General features: G+C 46.3%; 14 protein-coding genes. 8 read left to right on the forward strand and 6 right to left on the reverse strand.

Annotation, left to right across the window (positions count from 1 at the left end):
- Window positions 1–69: 69 nt before the first annotated feature.
- A complete protein-coding gene (locus H8K52_RS16535; RefSeq protein ID WP_186924014.1) occupies window positions 70–1,026 on the reverse strand; it encodes a D-2-hydroxyacid dehydrogenase family protein in 957 nt (318 codons plus the stop codon).
- Window positions 1,027–1,379: 353 nt separating this feature from the next.
- Here H8K52_RS16535 and H8K52_RS16540 point away from each other — a divergent pair, with 353 nt between their 5' ends.
- The 3 genes from H8K52_RS16540 to H8K52_RS16550 all read left to right on the forward strand — a co-directional run bounded on the left by H8K52_RS16540 (window position 1,380) and on the right by H8K52_RS16550 (window position 5,046).
- The gene (locus tag H8K52_RS16540) at window positions 1,380–3,227 is read left to right on the forward strand and encodes a phosphoenolpyruvate carboxykinase (GTP) (protein ID WP_186924015.1); all 1,848 of its coding nucleotides are present in this window, start codon (window positions 1,380–1,382) and stop codon (window positions 3,225–3,227) included.
- Window positions 3,228–3,357: 130 nt separating this feature from the next.
- On the forward strand, window positions 3,358–4,341 hold the full coding sequence (locus tag H8K52_RS16545) for a LysR family transcriptional regulator (RefSeq protein ID WP_186924016.1): 984 nt from the start codon (window positions 3,358–3,360) through the stop codon (window positions 4,339–4,341).
- A gap of 18 nt (window positions 4,342–4,359) precedes the next feature.
- Entirely contained in the window at window positions 4,360–5,046 is a 687-nt protein-coding gene (locus tag H8K52_RS16550; protein ID WP_186924017.1) for a riboflavin synthase subunit alpha, read from the forward strand.
- A gap of 9 nt (window positions 5,047–5,055) precedes the next feature.
- On the opposite strand, the gene H8K52_RS16555 is transcribed toward H8K52_RS16550, so the two are convergent.
- From H8K52_RS16555 to def, 5 genes are all read right to left on the reverse strand, one after another.
- The gene (locus tag H8K52_RS16555; protein WP_186924018.1) at window positions 5,056–5,676 is read right to left on the reverse strand and encodes a helix-turn-helix transcriptional regulator; all 621 of its coding nucleotides are present in this window, start codon (window positions 5,674–5,676) and stop codon (window positions 5,056–5,058) included.
- A complete protein-coding gene (locus H8K52_RS16560) occupies window positions 5,673–6,893 on the reverse strand; it encodes an MFS transporter (RefSeq protein ID WP_186924019.1) in 1,221 nt (406 codons plus the stop codon). Before H8K52_RS16560 ends, H8K52_RS16555 begins: the two co-directional genes overlap by 4 nt.
- A 95-nt stretch (window positions 6,894–6,988) precedes the next feature.
- Window positions 6,989–8,008, reverse strand: coding sequence for a transporter (locus H8K52_RS16565; protein WP_186924020.1), 1,020 nt, complete (start codon window positions 8,006–8,008; stop codon window positions 6,989–6,991).
- Window positions 8,009–8,122: 114 nt separating this feature from the next.
- Window positions 8,123–9,097 (reverse strand): methionyl-tRNA formyltransferase, encoded by a 975-nt coding sequence (fmt, locus tag H8K52_RS16570; protein ID WP_186924021.1) that lies wholly within the window; start codon window positions 9,095–9,097, stop codon window positions 8,123–8,125.
- The gene (def, locus tag H8K52_RS16575) at window positions 9,094–9,618 is read right to left on the reverse strand and encodes a peptide deformylase (protein ID WP_186924022.1); all 525 of its coding nucleotides are present in this window, start codon (window positions 9,616–9,618) and stop codon (window positions 9,094–9,096) included. The genes fmt and def overlap by 4 nt, the downstream gene beginning before the upstream one ends.
- 194 nt (window positions 9,619–9,812) lie before the next feature.
- On the opposite strand from def, the gene H8K52_RS16580 reads away from it, so the two are divergent.
- The 5 genes from H8K52_RS16580 (at window position 9,813) to H8K52_RS16600 (ending at window position 18,011) form a co-directional block, all read left to right on the forward strand.
- Window positions 9,813–10,919: a LysM peptidoglycan-binding domain-containing protein gene (locus H8K52_RS16580; RefSeq protein WP_186924023.1), complete on the forward strand. Its 1,107-nt coding sequence runs from the start codon at window positions 9,813–9,815 to the stop codon at window positions 10,917–10,919.
- Window positions 10,920–10,950: 31 nt separating this feature from the next.
- On the forward strand, window positions 10,951–12,063 hold the full coding sequence (dprA, locus tag H8K52_RS16585; RefSeq protein WP_425507553.1) for a DNA-processing protein DprA: 1,113 nt from the start codon (window positions 10,951–10,953) through the stop codon (window positions 12,061–12,063).
- 60 nt (window positions 12,064–12,123) lie between these two features.
- Window positions 12,124–12,618, forward strand: a complete 495-nt coding sequence (locus H8K52_RS16590; protein ID WP_186924025.1) for a Smg family protein — start codon at window positions 12,124–12,126, stop codon at window positions 12,616–12,618.
- Window positions 12,619–12,804: 186 nt separating this feature from the next.
- Complete coding sequence (locus H8K52_RS16595; protein WP_186924026.1) at window positions 12,805–15,378, forward strand: DNA topoisomerase III; 2,574 nt, start codon at window positions 12,805–12,807, stop codon at window positions 15,376–15,378.
- A gap of 32 nt (window positions 15,379–15,410) precedes the next feature.
- Window positions 15,411–18,011 carry a DUF1631 family protein gene (locus H8K52_RS16600; RefSeq protein ID WP_186924027.1) on the forward strand — a complete coding sequence of 867 codons (2,601 nt, stop codon included), beginning with the start codon at window positions 15,411–15,413 and terminating at the stop codon, window positions 18,009–18,011.
- The last annotated feature ends 498 nt before the right edge of the window (window positions 18,012–18,509 follow it).

The raw sequence follows: 18,509 nt of genomic DNA on the forward strand, positions 1-18,509 counted from the left end.
AATCTGCTTGTAAATGCGTTTTAGTTCTAAAGTCTCGTTGTAAAACTATGCTTCACAATTGAATTGCACTTATGGCCTGGACTCGCAGAATCGTAGTATGTTTTGAAATGCTGCTTGAAAGTACAATTCGTAACTATCTTTTTCCACATAACCAAGATGTGGAGTGAGTAAAATATTGTCCTTGCCGCGCAGGAGGGAGTCAGCCGCCAGCGGTTCGTTTTCAAAAACATCAAGTGCGACCCAGCCGGGTCTACCTTGATTAACCGCTAGCTCTAATGCATTTGGTGCGATTAACTCGGCACGACTGGTATTTACCAGCAAGGCATCGATCTTCATGCTTAATAAATCTTCTAATTGCACTATGTGTTTTGTCTGTTGATTCAATCGTAAATGCAAAGAAATAATATCTGATGATGCAAAGAAGTCTTGCTTTGAGGTGGCAACTTTGAGGCCGTCAGAGAGTGCTTGTTTGCGGCTTGCTTCACTCCCCCAAATTATCACCTGCATACCAAAGGCTTGCCCATATCCCGCAACTAGTTTTCCAATTCGACCATATCCCCAAATGCCCAGTTGACGGCCTTTGAGTACCCGACCAAGTTGATTATGTTGGGGGTGAAGCGATGCCATTTGCCATACGCCCTCTTGCAGTAGGTTTGCATACTGCGAAATTTTGCGAGAGGAAGCCATGATCAACGCCCAAGTCAACTCTGCAGGCGCTGTTGGGTCACCGATTCCTTCCAGAACAGTAATGCCGAATTTCTTAGCGGCCTCCAAATCGATATTGCCAGATACTTTGCCGGTTTGCGAAATTAGTTTGAGATTGGGTAGTTTACCCAAAAGCGCACGATTGAGGTTGGTACGCTCGCGGATCAATACCAGTGCTTCGAATTGTTGTAATCGAATTGCCAGTTGACCGAGACCGACAGCACGATTGTTGAAGACTTTTACCTCGTGCTCTTTAAGTAAATTGAAGCAGTCTAAACTTCGGACTACATCTTGATAATCATCTAAGATCGCTATCTTCATAAGTTTGCTTTTGTCATCTGGGTAAGTATATTTTCAAAATCCGTTCTATTTTGCTATGAATTGTGACGCAAATTTCGCCAGTTTCTGGCGGGTCGGTGTAGAATACGCTGCACGTAGCTTTTTGAATCTTCCGTACCGTGCATCTACCACCGGGCGAAAGCTTGGATCTCAGACCCCCTCTTTACTCTGTCTGTCTTCCTGATTCCGACAAAAAATGCCGCTATCGTGCCAGTTGTTTGAGAACTGAAGTATAACCAGAATAATACCAGTTACTCTTTCGACTTGCTTCCCTAGCCGTTCTTGCCGTGCCGCTACACCTATTTTTTTATTGAAATGGCATTGGAGTATTTATTATGAATCAACCTAGCATGCAAGGTGTCACGGCAATCAATGTGCCAGCACACGTCAAGCACCAAAAACTGATTAATTGGGTTACCGAAATGGTCGCATTGACCAAACCGGCTAATGTGTATTGGTGCGATGGCACACAGGAAGAGTATGACCGCCTGTGCGGACAAATGGTGGCAGCTGGCACCATGAAAAAACTGAACGAAGCAAAGCGCCCAAACAGCTACCTCGCTTGTTCCGATCCTTCTGACGTCGCACGTGTTGAAGATCGCACTTATATCTGCTCTGAAAAACAAGAAGATGCCGGCCCAACGAATAACTGGATGGCGCCAGCGGATATGCGTGCGACGTTAAATCCACTGTTTGATGGTTGTATGCAAGGCCGCACCATGTACGTGGTACCTTTCTCGATGGGGCCTTTGGGCTCGCCAATCGCCCATATCGGCGTGGAATTGTCTGATTCTCCTTATGTCGCTGTTAACATGCGCATCATGACGCGTATGGGCAAGGCGGTATTTGACGTTTTAGGTACAGACGGTGACTTCGTTCCTTGCGTGCACACCGTTGGTGCGCCATTAGCAGCTGACCAGCAAGATGTCGCATGGCCATGCAATAGCACGAAATACATCGTGCACTACCCTGAAACACGTGAAATCTGGTCGTTTGGCTCTGGTTACGGTGGTAATGCGTTGTTGGGTAAAAAATGCTTCGCGCTGCGTATCGCATCGACCATGGGACGTGATCAAGGTTGGTTGGCTGAACATATGTTGATCTTGGGCGTTGAATCCCCAGAAGGCAAAAAACACTATGTCGCGGCAGCATTCCCGTCCGCTTGTGGCAAAACCAATTTTGCAATGTTGATTCCAGCGATTGCAGGTTGGAAAGTGACTACTATTGGCGACGATATCGCTTGGATTAAACCAGGCGCAGATGGCCGCTTGTATGCGATCAATCCAGAGGCTGGTTATTTTGGCGTTGCTCCAGGTACGAATACCGCGACCAACTCGAATTGCATGTCATCCTTGACTGCCAACACGATTTTTACCAATGTCGCTTTAACCGATGATGGTGATGTTTGGTGGGAAGGCATGACCAAAGAAGCACCCGCACATGTTGTCGACTGGCAAGGTAAAGACTGGTCTCCAGAAATCGCGAAAGAAACTGGCCGCAAAGCTGCGCATCCAAATGCGAGATTCACTGTGGCCGCGACACAAAATCCAGTGCTTGATCCAGCATGGGATGATCCAGCTGGAGTCCCAATTTCAGCTTTCATCTTCGGCGGCCGTCGTTCGACCACGGTGCCATTGGTAACAGAAGCGCGTAATTGGGTTGAAGGCGTATACATGGCAGCGACCATGGGTTCTGAAACCACCGCAGCGGCAGTTGGTCAACAAGGTGTAGTGCGTCGCGATCCATTTGCAATGTTGCCGTTCATGGGTTACAACATGAGCGACTACTTCCAACATTGGTTGAATATGGGTGAGAAAGTCACTGCGCTCGGCGGAAAACAACCGAATATCTACTGCGTCAATTGGTTCCGTACTGACGCTAACGGTAAGTTCGTATGGCCTGGCTTTGGCGACAATATGCGCGTGTTGAAATGGATGCTGGAGCGTATAGACGGCTCTACTAGTGGCGCAGAAAATATCTTCGGTATCAGTCCAAAATATGAAGATCTGACTTGGGATGGATTGAATTTCACTGCCGAACAATTTGAAACTATCACTTCTATTGATAAAGACGCATGGAAAGCGGAGTTAGATTTGCATACAGAATTGTTCGACAAATTGAAATATCGTTTGCCAGCAGCTTTGGAAGCGACTAAGGCAACATTGGCAGGTCGTTTAGCATAAAGTTCTTGTCGTCCTGAGAAAAAAGCGTGATTTCAGTTTTTGCTGAATCACGCTTTTTTTGTGCATCGCAACTATTTAGCTTAAATCTGGGATAATCTTTCTCTCCATTGCATAAGCGGAAAGGCTGCCGATGAATTTTCTGACTTTAGATTTGAATCTATTGCGCGTATTTGATACCGTGATGGTCGAGCAAAATCTGACCCGCGCTGCTGATAAACTTGCGATGACCCAACCTGCGGTGTCGAACGCGATTAAACGTTTGCGTTATTCGCTCAACGATGAACTCTTGATTCGTACGGCTTATGGAATGAAACCAACGCCGCGCGCTGAAATTTTGTGGCCATCAATTCGCGAAGCACTATCAACTTTAGAAGCAGCGATTGCGCCTAGTAGTTTTGATCCATCCAAAGCTGTTGCGACTTTTAGGATGGCGATGGCAGATTCCACCGCTGCTTTGTGGATGCCAACCCTCATTACCGCATTTGAACGCGAAGCGCCGCATATGAATGCGCGTATGGTGCCACTAACCACGCGTGAACCGCGACCTTTGCTCACCCAGGGCGATATCGATATCGCGGTAGGTTTTTTCCCGGGCGTGGTTGCCCAATTATCTGGTGGACAAGGCGCTGCGCGTAGTCCGATCCGGCACGAACGTTTGTATTCTGGCCATTACGTTTGTGTGATGAGTAAATCGCATCCGCTTGCGAATCAAGAATTAACGCTGGATGCGTATTGCGCCGCGAATCATTGTTTAGTGAGTTTTTCTGGTCGTGCGCATGGCTTGATTGATGATGAATTATTAAAGATGGGACGCGAACGTCGCATTTTGCTAACCGTGAATCAGTTCTTTACGGGGGGGAAAGTGGTGGCCAATTCGGATTTGCTGACAGTCTTGCCATTCCACTTTATCGCTTCGACTGGGATGAGTGACGCTTTGGTATGGAAAGAATTGCCCTTTGAAACGCCCGATGTCCACGTCGATATGTTGTGGCATGAGCGCGATGCGCGTAATCCGGCACACAAATGGTTGCGCGATCATTTTGTGAATATGACCAATGAGATGTTTGCGCCATTGGCCGAGATGAAGAAATCTGGCAATCCAAATTTGAATTAATGAAACGAATTACACACTATGTTTACAGGAATTGTACAAGGCGTCGCCACCATCCAAAAAATCCAAGATCAAACGGGTTTGCGAACGATACAACTGGCTTTCCCAGCAGGTTTTGATCATCAACTACAAATCGGTGCCAGCGTCGCTACCGATGGGGTTTGCTTAACCGTGACGAAATTGTCTGAGAATGCCGCCGAATTTGACATCATGCAGCAAACCTTGGCAATTACTACGCTTGGTGGCTATGCCGAGGACGCGCAAGTGAATGTGGAGCGCGCAGCGAAAGACGGTGCGGAAATTGGTGGTCATCCCTTATCTGGTCATGTCGATTTTGTCGCCCTTCTCGCACAGATTCGTCAGTTGGAAAATAACTATGTGTTGCGCATTGCCGTTCCGAAAGAGTGGATGCGCTATATTTTTGCAAAGGGCTATATTGCCATCAATGGCGCTAGTTTAACGATTGCCGAAGTCAATCGCGAAGAATGTTGGTTCGAGGTCTGGTTAATTCCTGAAACTTTGCGCATGACCGTATTCGGGCAAAAGCAGGTTGGCGATAGCTTGAATATTGAGATTGAAAGACAAACCCAAGTGGTGGTCGATACGGTGCGAAGTATGCTGCAAGAAACGCTGGGACCTTTGATGCCAGCGTTGGAAACGCTGTTAGCGCAGCAAGGAAAATCAACGCAGGATTTGCTATCGAAATAAATTTTTTTCTTAAATTGGTTTAACCCAGTACACGCAACGGCGGGCGCCACTTTGCAAATGCTCGGTGCGTTCAACTACGCAGGCGTCGCCTAAACTTTTTTGGAATATCGTAAGCTCTGAGCGGCAAAACTGTTGACATTCTTTAGCTGCAGCACAGATGGGGCAGTGATTTTCTACGAGTAAAAATCCACTATCTTCATGTGGCAAAATTTCTGCCATATAGCCTTCTTGGGTGCGGATTTCGGCTAAGACTTTGAGTTTGGATTTAAGGGTCTTAACTTTACTCGTCGCTTGTGTGTAGCTGTTTAATGTTTCGGATTCACGAGCAGCGATGATTTGATTCAGACCTTTTTCACCGAAAATTTGACGTATTTGTTGCAGCATTTGTACCGTCAAATCACTATGTCGATCAGGAAAGCGCGCGTGCCCAGCTTCACTTAATTGCCAACGGCGACAAGGACGACCCTGTTTTTCCGCACTGTCTTCAAACGTCACCATGCCTTTTTCGAACCAGCTTTCTAGGTGCTTGCGTGCACCCATAGAACTGAGCTCTAGTTGATCCGCTAGCTCTTGTGCGGTTTGTGGACCACGGGTTTTGAGCAAAAACAAAGTACGTTCCGCGGTATTCATGCAGTTATCGCCTCTCTTTTGTCGAGTTCAGCTAATTCTTTCTGCCAATGACCAATACGCCACGCAGCCCAGGTACTCATCGCCGCACCTAAAATCAGAATCAAACGGGTATCAATTAAAGTCAGTACCGAACCAATAATCGCCATGATGATGTTCGCCAGACAAAAAGTGGTTGAGATTAAACCCATGACTGCACCTTGGCCATGATGACCAAAACGCTCTGCACACCAACTTGGTAAGAGCGCATTGTAAAAAGCATTGGGAAAGCCAAACAGAATAATTGCTGCTAATCCCAACCAGACGTTGCCTAGGCTCACGATAGCAATTGCTGCAGCCCCAAAGTAGGCGTGAAAGCGAACTCGTTCCAAAGGCATCAACTGACTAGGACGACCTGCAACTAAAGAAGACAATGTCATCACACCGCATAGCGCTGCCGTCATCCATGCGATTCCTTTCGAGTGATAGCCTGCAAATTCCACCAACCATAATGGATAGAATTCATAAAATGCGGTGACGCCACAGGTGTAGGCTAATTGAATAATGAATAGCTGGCGCAAGCTAGGTATACGTAGCAAATGAAACGCGTGTTTCTGGCGAGCGACTTGTAGCCAAGATGTTGTTAGGGTGGATGGTGTTTCGCGTGGCAAAGCGATGGCAATCAGAGTCGCCGCTAATAGCAAGGCAATCACGGCGATCCAAAATGGCACGGTGATGCCCCATCCTAAGGTAAGTCCCGCCAATAAAGGACCTGCTAACCATCCAGTGTAAATTGCGCCATTGAGCCACGACAGGGCTTGCACCCGCAGATCGCCTTCCAGACGATCCGCTAACATTGCACGCGCCACTGGCGCATTGCCTTCTAGTAGACCAGTAATAAATCGTGCCACGATAAATAGAGGATAGGATTGTTGCACCAAAGCCCAAGCTGTGATTGCGTGACCAATCGCAGCGCCGACTGCACTCGCCAACAAAATTGGACGACGACCAAAACGATCAGATAATGGGCCAAGTAAGGTCGAGCCTATCAACAAGCCAAGCGGGTTAATGCTCAGCGCGATTCCAAACAAAAGTTTTGGTGGCAGTCCTAGAAAGTGGTTCAGATCATTTGCCGCATCCGAGGCAAATAGCGGCGGCAAAATTGGATAAGGCAGTGCAGCGCCGACGGTCGAAAGTAAGGCAAGCAGACAGGCCGCCGCGATTAATAGAGGAGTTTTCATGCGCAACTTCTAGCAAAAGTGAGGCATGAGGATAGTTGAATTCATTTATTAAGTAAACAAAAATGTTTACTTAATAAATGGCATTGAAATCCAATTCAATCTTTATTTTTAAAGTGTCGTGCTATCCATGCACCGATTACAGTGATAAGGCTGACTAAGGCGACTACGATCCAAAAACCAAAGTCATTTTGTCCCCAAGGAATTCCGCCCACATTCATTCCCATCAGGCCGGTAGTGATATTGATCGGCAAGGCGAGCACAGTTACGATCGTCAAGACAAACAATGAGCGGCTATTTTGCTCACCGACATGTGCAGCAATTTCTTCTTGCAATAACTTGATACGTTCTTGTAAAGACGCCATATCACTTAGTACCACGGAGAACTCTTCAGTCGATTGGCGCAATTCGTGAACATCGCTGTCGGCCATCCAACCAGGCGGTTTTTGTAGCAGACGAAACAGTGCAGCAGGCTCAGGTGCGAGCAGTCGTTGCAAACGTACCAGCAAACGACGTAGCTCACCCAAGTTGGCGCGTTTTCTACTCAATCGTTCTGCCAATAAGTGATCTTCAACTTCATCGATTTTGGCGGTCGCATCTCTGACGATGCCGGTTAACACATCAGCCTGATCGCGCAGCAAGTGCGTGAGTAGCTCCATTGGTGAAAGAAAAATCTCGCCTGCATTGACCGCGTTGCGCAAATGGTCAACTGACTTGAGTGGTTTGCGGCGGGCGCTGATCATAATGTCGCGCCCCACATTGAGCCACAAGGTGGCAATTTCTGAGGGGTCAAAAGTGAAGTCATGCAACACGTCGTTGATGACCGCGATCAAGTGTTGGTCAGCGTGCTCAATCCGCGTCGAACGTGAACCTTGGTGTAAAGATTCATAGAACTCTTCGGGAGATTGGCTATTTTCGCGCAACCATTTTTCGGTTGAGGCATTCGCCAAATTGAAATGCAACCACAAAAAATGAGACGGCTCTAGTCGTTGTGTTTGATTGAGATATTGCAAAACATCGGTGGTGTGTAAGGCTTTGCCCGCGTGCCGACCGGTAAATAGGTATCCACAAATCAGTCCCGATTGATCGGAGCCATACTGTAAGCGTTCATTGTTCATAGCCTTCCTGTGCACTGGTATATGTGACTATTGTAAAGGGATTCGATGATGACAATGTGACAGTTCTTGCAAATTGCCTTAATTGGTTATCGCAAGAACTGTGGGGGACTTAAATCAAGATTGAAACACTTGTCCAGCCTTTAGCGGAAAGCCTTGCAAAAACTCTTGTGCTGGCAAGCGCTTGCCACCTGGCTTTTGCAGTTCCAATACACGCAAGACTGATTTGCCATTGTCACAGGAAATCAAAACGCCTTGTTGTCCTGACGCCTCGATGATGCCGCCGCTGGGTGATTTGCTGTCGCCATTGGCAACTTCGGCGCGCCAGAATTTGATGGTAGTGCCGTCGATGTTGGCATGGGCGGCTGGGAAAGGATTAAATGCTCGGACTCTTCTATCGATTACCTGTGCGCTAGCTCGGAAATCAATGGCCGCTTCTTCCTTGCTAATTTTCGCTGCATAGCAGACCCCTTCTTCCGGCTGCGTTACTGCAGAAAGTGGTGTTACATCACTTTGCGCGAATTGTCTTAAGACATCGACCACCATGTCGCCACCCAATGTCGCAAGTCGGTCATGCAAGCTTGCAGTCGTGTCATGTGCGTCGATAGTGACTGCTCGACGCAACAGCATAGGTCCTGTGTCCAAGCCTTCTTCCATTTGCATAATTGTGATGCCGGTTTCCGTATCGCCAGCTTCAATCGCGCGATGGATCGGTGCTGCACCGCGCCAGCGCGGCAATAGGGAACCATGAATATTGATACAACCTAAGCGTGGAATAGTCAGGCACGACAAAGGTAAAATCAATCCATACGCCGCGACAACCATAATGTCATGCGGCGTATTGTGCAGTAGCTCATGCGCTTCTTGCGCAATTTCTGGGTATTTACCGTTGAGCCGCAGAGAGACTGGCTGCGCGACAGGAATTTGATGCGCCAGCGCTAATTGTTTGACTGCTGATGCATGCATCAGCATTCCTCGTCCCGCTGGGCGGTCTGGTTGCGTCAGCACCAAAGGTACTTCAAAGCCAGCATCAATGATGGCCTTGAGTGCGGTAGCGGCAAATTCAGGTGTGCCAGCGAAAATCACTTTCATCGACGGCCAGCCTTTTTGTTCAAGTCGCGTTCTTCTTTTAGCATTTTGGTTTTGATGCGATTGCGCTTCAAAGGCGATAAATACTCGACGAACACTTTGCCTTTTAGGTGATCCATTTCGTGTTGAATGCAGACAGCCAACAAGCCGTCAGCATGAACTTCAAAAGCATTGCCTTCTAGATCGAGTGCGCGTACTTTGACTTCCGCAGGGCGTTCAACGCCATCGTAAATACCAGGCACCGACAAGCAACCTTCGTCATACACTTTGCGTTCTTCACTTTCCCAAATAATTTCAGGATTAATGAAAACCTGCAATTGGGAGTTATCTTCCGAGGTGTCGATAACGACTAATTGTTCATGGACATCAACTTGCGAAGCTGCCAAACCAACGCCTGGAGCGTCATACATGGTTTCCGCCATATCGGCAGCAAGCTGCTTTAGGCGCGCATCAAAAACTGTGACAGGCTTAGCAACTTTGTGTAAGCGAGGATCAGGGTAACGGAGAATATTTAGTATGGACATAAGACAATTCACAACAAGCCAGAGGCGCTAGAGTGCGGTTTCTCTTGCTAGTTCAAGGATTTATGGGCAGAATTTGATTCAATTTGGTAAGTTTGGCAAGAGCCTGTCAGTCGCGAAAATAAAATCAGATTTATCTCGACGAGAGTTTATGGCTTGCCATTCCCTAGAATCAGCTACCTGCATCGGAAAATTTCATGAAAAAGTTTAGCACAATCGCCCTCGCTTTTGCCTTTCCTCTCGCGGTTTCTGTGCCCGCACTTGGTCAAGAGGCTGAAAATAGCCAAGTCCCAGCATTAAGTAGTAAGTGCACATTTCTACCTGACGCTCCAGATAAACATGTGGTTGTGAAAGGCGATACCTTATGGGGTATCTCTGGAAGATTTTTGCAAAATCCATGGTGCTGGCCAGAAGTTTGGGGCATGAACAAGGAGGAAATTCGCAATCCACACTGGATTTACCCTAAGCAAATTGTGTACTTTGACCGTGTAAATGGCCGTTTGCGTTTGGCTAATCCTCTGGGAGAAGGTGGCTCTCAAGCCTCTGGCATTACAAAATTGAGTCCCCAAATTCGTAGTTTATCTAATGGCGGATCTGAGGCCATATCCGCCATACCTAATAACTTAATTGAACCGTATTTGTCTCAGCCTTTGATCATCGAGAAAGATGAATTCGTGAATGCGCCTAGGATTGTAGCTGCGCCTGAGGGACGAGTTTACATGGGCAAGGGCGATAAAGTGTATGTGAAGGGCGATCTAAAAAGCGGTACCTCCTTTCAAGTATTCCGACCTGGCATTGCGTTGAAAGACCCTGATACCAAAGCGATTATTGGTTACGAAGCGGTATATATCGGCGCGGTCAAGTTGGAACGTACGGCTAAAACAGAAGATGGTGTTGATTCCTTTTTAATAGTAACTTCCAAAGAAGAAATGGGCATTGGTGATCGATTAGTGCCAATTCCACCAACGCCTATTATTAATTATGTACCACACGCGCCGGAACAAGAGCTCAAGGCGCGCGTTGTGGCCGTCTATGGTGGTGTGAACTATGCAGGTCAGAATAACATCGTCAGTATTAATAAGGGATCGAGTTCAGGTATCGATGTGGGAACTGTTCTAGAGTTAGGTCGTTTTGGAAAAGTCATACCTGATCGTACGAATGACAAAAAACCGATTCGTTTGCCCGATGAAATGTATGGACAGCTGTTCGTCTTCCGCGTCTTCAAAAATATATCCTATGGTTTGGTGATGCAGGTGACAGACGTCGTCAGTGTTGGCGATATTGTGCGTACGCCTGTGAAGTGATTCATTGCTAATGAATCTGGAGCAGCGTTTGTTGCCGACGAAAGATGATCAAGATTGGCGTGATTGGTTGCGCCTATCAATGACCAAGGGCGTTGGCAATGAAACTGCTCGCAAACTGTTGAGTGTGTTCGGGCTGCCGGCACAAATTTTCCAAACTGAATATGCTGCTTTAGCTGAGCATGTGCCTGCAAAAATTGCGCATGCTATCCTGCAATGTCCTGATGCCATCCTGCTATCGCAAATGGATCGCACCGAAGCTTGGCTGCAGCAACCAGGTAACTTTTTGCTTAGCTTGGCTGATCCAGGTTACCCACAAAACCTGTTGACGATTTCAGATCCTCCAATACTGTTGTATGCCAAAGGCAAAATAGAATTGTTGGAAAACAAAACAGTTGCGGTCGTTGGCAGTCGAAATGCAAGTACTCAGGGCGTTTTAAACGCTGAGAAATTTTCTGAGTGCTTAAGCCAGGCGGGGCTATGCGTCAGCTCTGGCTTGGCAGCCGGGATTGATGCCGCAGCCCATACCGGGGCATTGCGCGGAAACGGTTCAACGATTGCCGTGATAGGTACCGGAGCCGATATCGTGTACCCGGCCAGGAATCGGCAATTAGCACATCAAATTGTCGAACATGGTTGCCTACTAAGCGAATATGCATTGGGTATGCCGGCCGTTGCGAGCAATTTCCCTAGGCGAAATCGGATTATTTCTGGCTTGGCGCAAGCAGTATTGGTTGTGGAAGCGGCAGCACAATCAGGATCTTTAATTACCGCGCGAATGGCCGCAGAGCAAGGGCGTGATGTCTTTGCGATTCCGGGGTCGATTCATTCTCCCTTGGCAAAAGGTTGTCATCAATTGATTAAGCAAGGTGCGAAACTAGTTGAGTCTGCACAAGACATCTTGGATGAAATAGGCTCCTCGGTCAAAATGTTAAGCCCAACATTGCAAGAGTTTTCGGTTGGCCGGAACATGCCTAGTCACAAGTTGCTGACAATTATCGGGTATGATCCGATCCATATTGATGTGTTGGCAATGCGGAGTGGTGATAATGTGATGGAATTGTCGGCACAGTTATTAGACTTGGAGTTGCAGGGGCACATCGAAACTCTGCCAAATGGCATGATTCAGCGCATTAATGCTAATTAGGCCACCAAATGGCTGGCAATGCGTAAGGTCAGCCTGCTTTTGAATTTATGAATGAAGTTTATGTTTGATATTTTAGTTTATCTCTATGAAACCTATTACCGACCGGATACCTGTCCTGATTCGATCGTTTTGGCGAAGAAATTATCTGCTGTCGGGTTTGATGATGATGAGATTATTGCCGCACTCGATTGGCTAAGGGGGCTTGCCGACACGACTAATCATCTTGCAATTGCTGATCTAGATGCGCTTCTATGTCCCGCATCTTTGCTGGAAAGTACGGGATTTCGGGTTTATACAGAAGAAGAAAATGCCTTGCTTGGTAGTGAGGCCATTGGCTATTTACATTTTCTTCAGGACACTGAGATGTTGAATGCTCAACAACGAGAAATTGTCATTGAGCGTGCAATGGCAGTTGATGAATCGCCGTTAAGCCTGGCAAAATTCAAGGTTATTGTATTAATGATACTTTGGAGCCAAGGGTGTGAGTCGGATATGCTTATGTTTGACGAATTATTGTTGAGTGATGCCGAAAATTGCCCACGATTGTTGCAGTAGCTTTTAACAAAATTTATTCTTTATTTGTGGCAAATACCGAGCTTCTATTGCCGTAGTTGATTCATTCCGTTTATTATTCCCCGCTGATATATAGCATTTCCCTTGTTTTAAGTGGCAAGGATGTCGCTAAATTAACGCCATACTGCAATCAATTGCATAACAAGACTATAAAAAATTAAGCCCAATATGACTAAAACCCTCATCATTGCCGAGAAGCCCTCGGTTGCGAATGACATCGCAAAGACCTTGGGTGGGTTCACCAAACACGACGATTATTTTGAATCAGACGAATATGTATTATCTTCGGCCGTCGGTCATTTATTGGAGATTGCAGTCCCCGAGGAATACGATGTGAAGCGCGGCAAATGGACATTTGCGCATTTGCCGATGATTCCACCGCATTTTGCCTTGAATCCTATCGCCAAGACCGAGTCGCGTCTTAAAGTTCTCAATAAATTAATTAAACGTAAAGATGTCTCCGCCTTAATTAACGCATGTGACGCGGGCCGTGAAGGCGAATTGATTTTTCGTTTAATTGCTCAGCATGCCAAAGCTAAGCAACCAGTTAAACGTCTCTGGTTGCAATCGATGACGTCTGATGCGATTCGTAGCGGGTTCAAAAAATTGCGCAGCGACGAAGAAATGTTACCTTTGGCCGATGCTGCTCGTTGCCGTTCAGAGGCTGATTGGTTGATCGGTATCAATGGTACACGTGCTATGACCGCCTTTAATTCGAAAGAAGGTGGGTTTTATCTGACCACCGTTGGTAGAGTGCAAACACCAACTTTGTCGATTGTCGTAGAGCGGGAAGAGAAAATTAAGAATTTTGTTTCCAGAGACTTTTGGGAAGTGCGGGCTGAGTTCGTTTGTGCTGCTGGAATTTATGAAGGCCGTTGGTTGGATCATCAATTCAAAAAAGATGAGACTGATGGTGAGAGGAAGGCTGAACGACTCTGGAGCAAAGCGGCAGCCGAGTCGGTTGTTGCCGCTTGTCGTGGTAAGCAAGGTAATGTCACTGAAGAGTCCAAGCCAGCAACACAAATGGCGCCAGCCTTGTTTGATTTAACAAGCCTACAGCGTGAAGCTAACTCGAAGTTTGGTTTTTCAGCAAAGAATACCTTGGGCTTGGCACAGGCCTTGTATGAGAAACATAAAGTCTTAACGTACCCTCGTACCGATTCACGTCATTTACCGGAAGATTATTTGCCGACGGTGAAAGAGACAGTCAGTAAAATTAGCGAAATCAACAATTTCCAACAATTTGCCGCCAAGATCCTGAATAACAATTGGATTAAACCCAATAAGCGGATTTTTGATAATACGAAAATTAGTGATCACTTTGCGATTATTCCGACTGGACACGTACCAAAAAATTTATCTGAACCAGAGCAAAAATTGTATGACCTGGTTACGCGCCGTTTTATGGCTGTGTTTTTTCCTGCCGCGGAATATCAAGTCACAACCCGCATGACCGAAGTCTCTGGACACCAGTTCAAGACTGAAGGCAAGGTCATGACTAACCCAGGCTGGTTGGCGATTTACGGTAAAGAAGCGCAAGACGAGACTGATCCTGAAAATAAAGGCAACCTGGTCGCCGTAGCCAAAGGTGAAAAAGTCAAAACCGAAAAAATTGTTGCCAATGGTTTAGTTACTAAACCTCCTGCGAGATATTCTGAGGCAACTTTGCTGTCAGCGATGGAGGGCGCGGGCAAGCTCATTGATGATGAAGAGCTTCGCGAGGCTATGTCTGGTAAAGGTTTGGGTACACCAGCAACCCGTGCCGCCATTATCGAAGGTCTTTTGTACGAGAAATATTTACTGCGTGAAGGTCGTGAATTAATCCCGACAGCAAAAGCTTTTCAGTTGATGACCTTGTTACGTGGCTTAGGTGTTGATGAATTAACCTCGCCAGAGTTGACCGGTGAATGGGAAAATAAGTTAGCGCAGATGGAGCGCGGCAAGATTACCCGCGATGAGTTTATGCGCGAAATTGCCCAAATGACGCAGATCATCGTCAAGCGAGCGAAAGAGTTTAATAACGATACGATTCCGGGTGATTATGCGACTTTGCATACGCCTTGTCCGAATTGTGGTGGCGTTGTCAAAGAAAATTATCGTCGTTTCGCTTGCACTAAGTGTGAGTTCTCGATGAGTAAAACGCCAGGCAGTCGTCAATTTGAGATCGTCGAAGTGGAAGAATTATTGCAAAAACGCGAGATCGGTCCTTTACAAGGATTCAGGTCAAAGATGGGGCGACCATTTGCTGCGATTTTGAAAATTGTTCGCGATGAAGATATCAAAAATCTCAAGCTAGAATTTGACTTCGGACAGAATCAAGAAGAAGGCGAAGACGGTGAGGAGCATGACTTCTCGCAGGCTGAATCATTAGGCGCCTGCCCTAAGTGTGGTGGCCACGTCTATGAGTTAGGGCTAGCTTATGTCTGTGAAAAGAGTGTTGCCAAGCCCAAGGCTTGTGACTTCAGAAGTGGTCGGATAATCCTCCAGCAGGAAATTTTGCCTGAACAAATGCGTAAACTTTTGGTCGAAGGAAAAACTGACCTCTTACCTGGTTTTATCTCGCAGCGGACGCGTCGGCCATTTAAAGCGTTTTTAGTTCGCGGCAAGGATGGCAAAACGAGTTTTGAATTTGAAGAGCGTAAGGCAAAAGCGCCATCAAAAGCGGCAGCAAAAACCAAAGTGGCAGTCGCCGAAGATGCTCCGGTGAAAAAAGCGGTAACAAGGAAAAAGAAAGCCAGCTAATTTCGCTCGTTTTTTTGATTAAAGGAGGCTGCTTGAACAAAGGAAGTATGGATCAGAGCGTATTATTAACCAATGCTCGCATTGAATTCACGCGCAGCTTTACTGAAGCAATGCAACGCACGATTCCGCGCTGCATCGAAGATTGCTTCATTAAAGCGGACGATACTTATTCTTCTTTGGAGCAAGGGCGACTGCTTGATGCGCGTACCGTGTTGGTCGAGCAAGGAGCCAGTATTGTTCAAAAATTGACTAGTTCAATGGAACAGTTATTAGTTCGAAGTTTCAAGACAACGTATAGTACTTACCGGCCAACCGCCAATTTTAATCCAGAAAGTTTGACCCTCATTGATCCCACCGCTTTCGAGGGAGGCCTGCGGCTCGAAGAAATTACCAATCGTTTTCGTCGAGAGGCTGAAGATCAGTTGCGTGATTTGAACATTCGAATTGCACTGATTTTTGAGCAAGAAGTGACGAATGAGAGGGAGAATCCATTTCGACCCTATCTATTTTCTCGTTGTATCTCGATGACCGTAGATGAGTTAGGCGTCAGTCCGATGTTGACTGACATCTTGATTGAGCAGGTCTCAAGCAATTTTCTCAGCTTTGTGCCATCGATTTACGCGTCCGTTAACAATTACCTAGCGCAGCATGGCGTGGCTGCGCAACTGCAATTGAAAATCAAGAAGTCACCGACTGCGAGTAATTCGGCAGGCAATTATGCGGACGAGGGGCAAGCCTCAGCAGAATCCGAGCAGAGCAATGAGGATGAAAGCGCATCATTAACGAATTCGCAGATGCCTAGCAGACGCAGCAGCCAGATCGAACAGTTCTTCCATTCTGCAATGAATCGAGCGGCAAATCTAATCTCTGGAAAGCGGGTCTCTAATACGACGGCGGTTAATGAAACCCATTCCTCTTCAAACACAGCACCATATTCCAGCGAGACAAATAACGCTGATGATCAACCGTTTTCATGGTTGAAGAATGGTGAGGCTGTTAGTGATGCGATCCGAGGTTTTTTTGGACGAGATGTCACGCCTGGAGCCCAAGCTAATCTGCCACCGACCAATCTAGATGGGAATAGTGTCGATACTTCGGGAGGAAATTTTCCAGTACATTCAGATGCATCCGGTTCGCACTCGGATGATACTTCTCCAGATGTTGGTGCCCCAAGTGGGACGCAAGCAGCACGTATGGGGCAGTTTGATGGCGGCAATTTAAGCAGTACGATTCCAAAGTTTCAAAAATCCTACACGCCATCAGGCGAAGATATGTTTGATAGCCGAGGTGGGGTTCGTAACCTTATCTTGGAACAAAGAAGTGCACTGAATGACTTAAGTTCGACAGTGGATGAGCAAATGACGATCGATATCGTTGCGATGCTGTTCGAATTCATTTTACGAGATACCCAAGTGCCTGCGGAGATTCGTGCGCAACTCGGACGTTTGCAATTCCTTGTACTGAAGGTAGCGCTAAAAGACCATAGTCTGCTGACGCAAAAAGGCCATCCAGCGCGCCTTTTAGTAAATCGCATCGGATCGATTTCTTTGGGTTTGAAGCAAATTGATCCAAGTGGGATCGAGATTACCAAAGAGATTTGTCGGATAGTTGAAACCTTGCTACAAGATGAAAGCGAGAATCCGCAGATTTTCTCGCGGATGCTTGATGAATTTGACGTATTTATCGCGCGCGAGTTACGTGCTGGTAGTGCAAGTACTGAAAATGCGATTGAAAGTGTCGAGCAAGTACGCAATCGGACATTGCGTTTTGCTCATACGTCCGCGCAATTGCATGAGGCTTTACTTGGACTTACGATCGATCCTTATCTACAAAGCTTTTTCGAGACTATCTGGGTTTACGTCCTAGAATTAGCTGATAGGGAAGATGCAAAGCGTGCACATCGTTTTCGCTTGCTAGTTCCCGATTTGCTTTGGAGTATTATTCCTAAAGCCAGTGAAGAAGAGCGCATCCAATTGTTGGCGTTGTTGCCGATCATTTTGAGTACGTTAAAAGAAGGTTTAGCGAGTATTCAGTGCGATCCAACTGTACAAGAAGGGCTGATGAATTGGCTTGTGGACGCCCATACAAGATCAATGCGTATAAATCATTCCGCGCAAAAGCAAAAATTACCTTCTTTATCTGCGATCCACAATCACTTCAATAATTTTTTTGCTGATCCTGATCTAGAGAATTTTGCAGTTTTACAAGATGAGGAGTGGTCTAATGTCAATAAGTTTTTGGACAATGCTATTAAAGAACTGGATATGAAAGTCCAGTTGCTTGATCAAGTTTATGTGCAAGAGCTTCCGAAAGACACTATTGATGGTGAAACGGAAAAGAAAGATGCCGCGATAGACTTGGTGATGGAGCAGTTAAAAGCAGGTGTTTCTGTTGAAATTAATTTGGGTGGCGAGCCTAACCAGGGCAAACTGAATTGGATCGACCCCGCTTTGACCAATTTGATCTTAACACTGGAGGGGCAAGAACAACCTTCACTATTAAGTGTAAGGATGTTCCGTCGCATGATCGCGCACGGACGGGTGAAATTTTTAGAAACAGAACCACTCTTTGAGCGAGCAGTTCAATCCCTATTAAAATCAGCCGACATAATAGATCTGCAAAAAGCTGCTTGAATAAAGACTAAAGCGACAAAATGAAAAAGCCATTCCGCATATAGCTTGCGGAATGGCTTTTGTTTTGCTATAGTTCGCCTCCCGCAGAAATGCGGGGTTGAAATAAGAGAAATGCAAGTAGCTGGTCGTTGAGTTCCTGAGGTTTAAATCGAATAAGTAAAAACGATTTAAATGAAATAAAAAACAGGGGGTTGACGGAAATAAAGAAGTGCTGCATAATCTCGTTTCTCTGCTGCTGACGAACACAACGCTTCGTAGCAAAAACAAAAACCTTCGGGTGAGTTTGAGTAGAAAAGAATAAGATCTTTAACAATTAACAGTCAATAAATGTGGGCACTTGATAATGAAGCGACTAGCTACTTCGGTAGTTAGGAAACTTAAAAAATATCAAATGTTCACAAGAAGTAAAGATAAGACGCGATAGTGAGCAATCATTATCGCAACTGTCAGTATTTTGAGTGAGCGACTCGTTCGAAAGAACGAATTCCAGAAATGGAA

Origin of the sequence: Affinundibacterium seohonense (genome assembly GCF_014284305.1) — a bacterium.
In the GTDB taxonomy this organism is placed as follows: domain Bacteria; phylum Pseudomonadota; class Gammaproteobacteria; order Burkholderiales; family Burkholderiaceae_D; genus Undibacterium; species Undibacterium seohonense.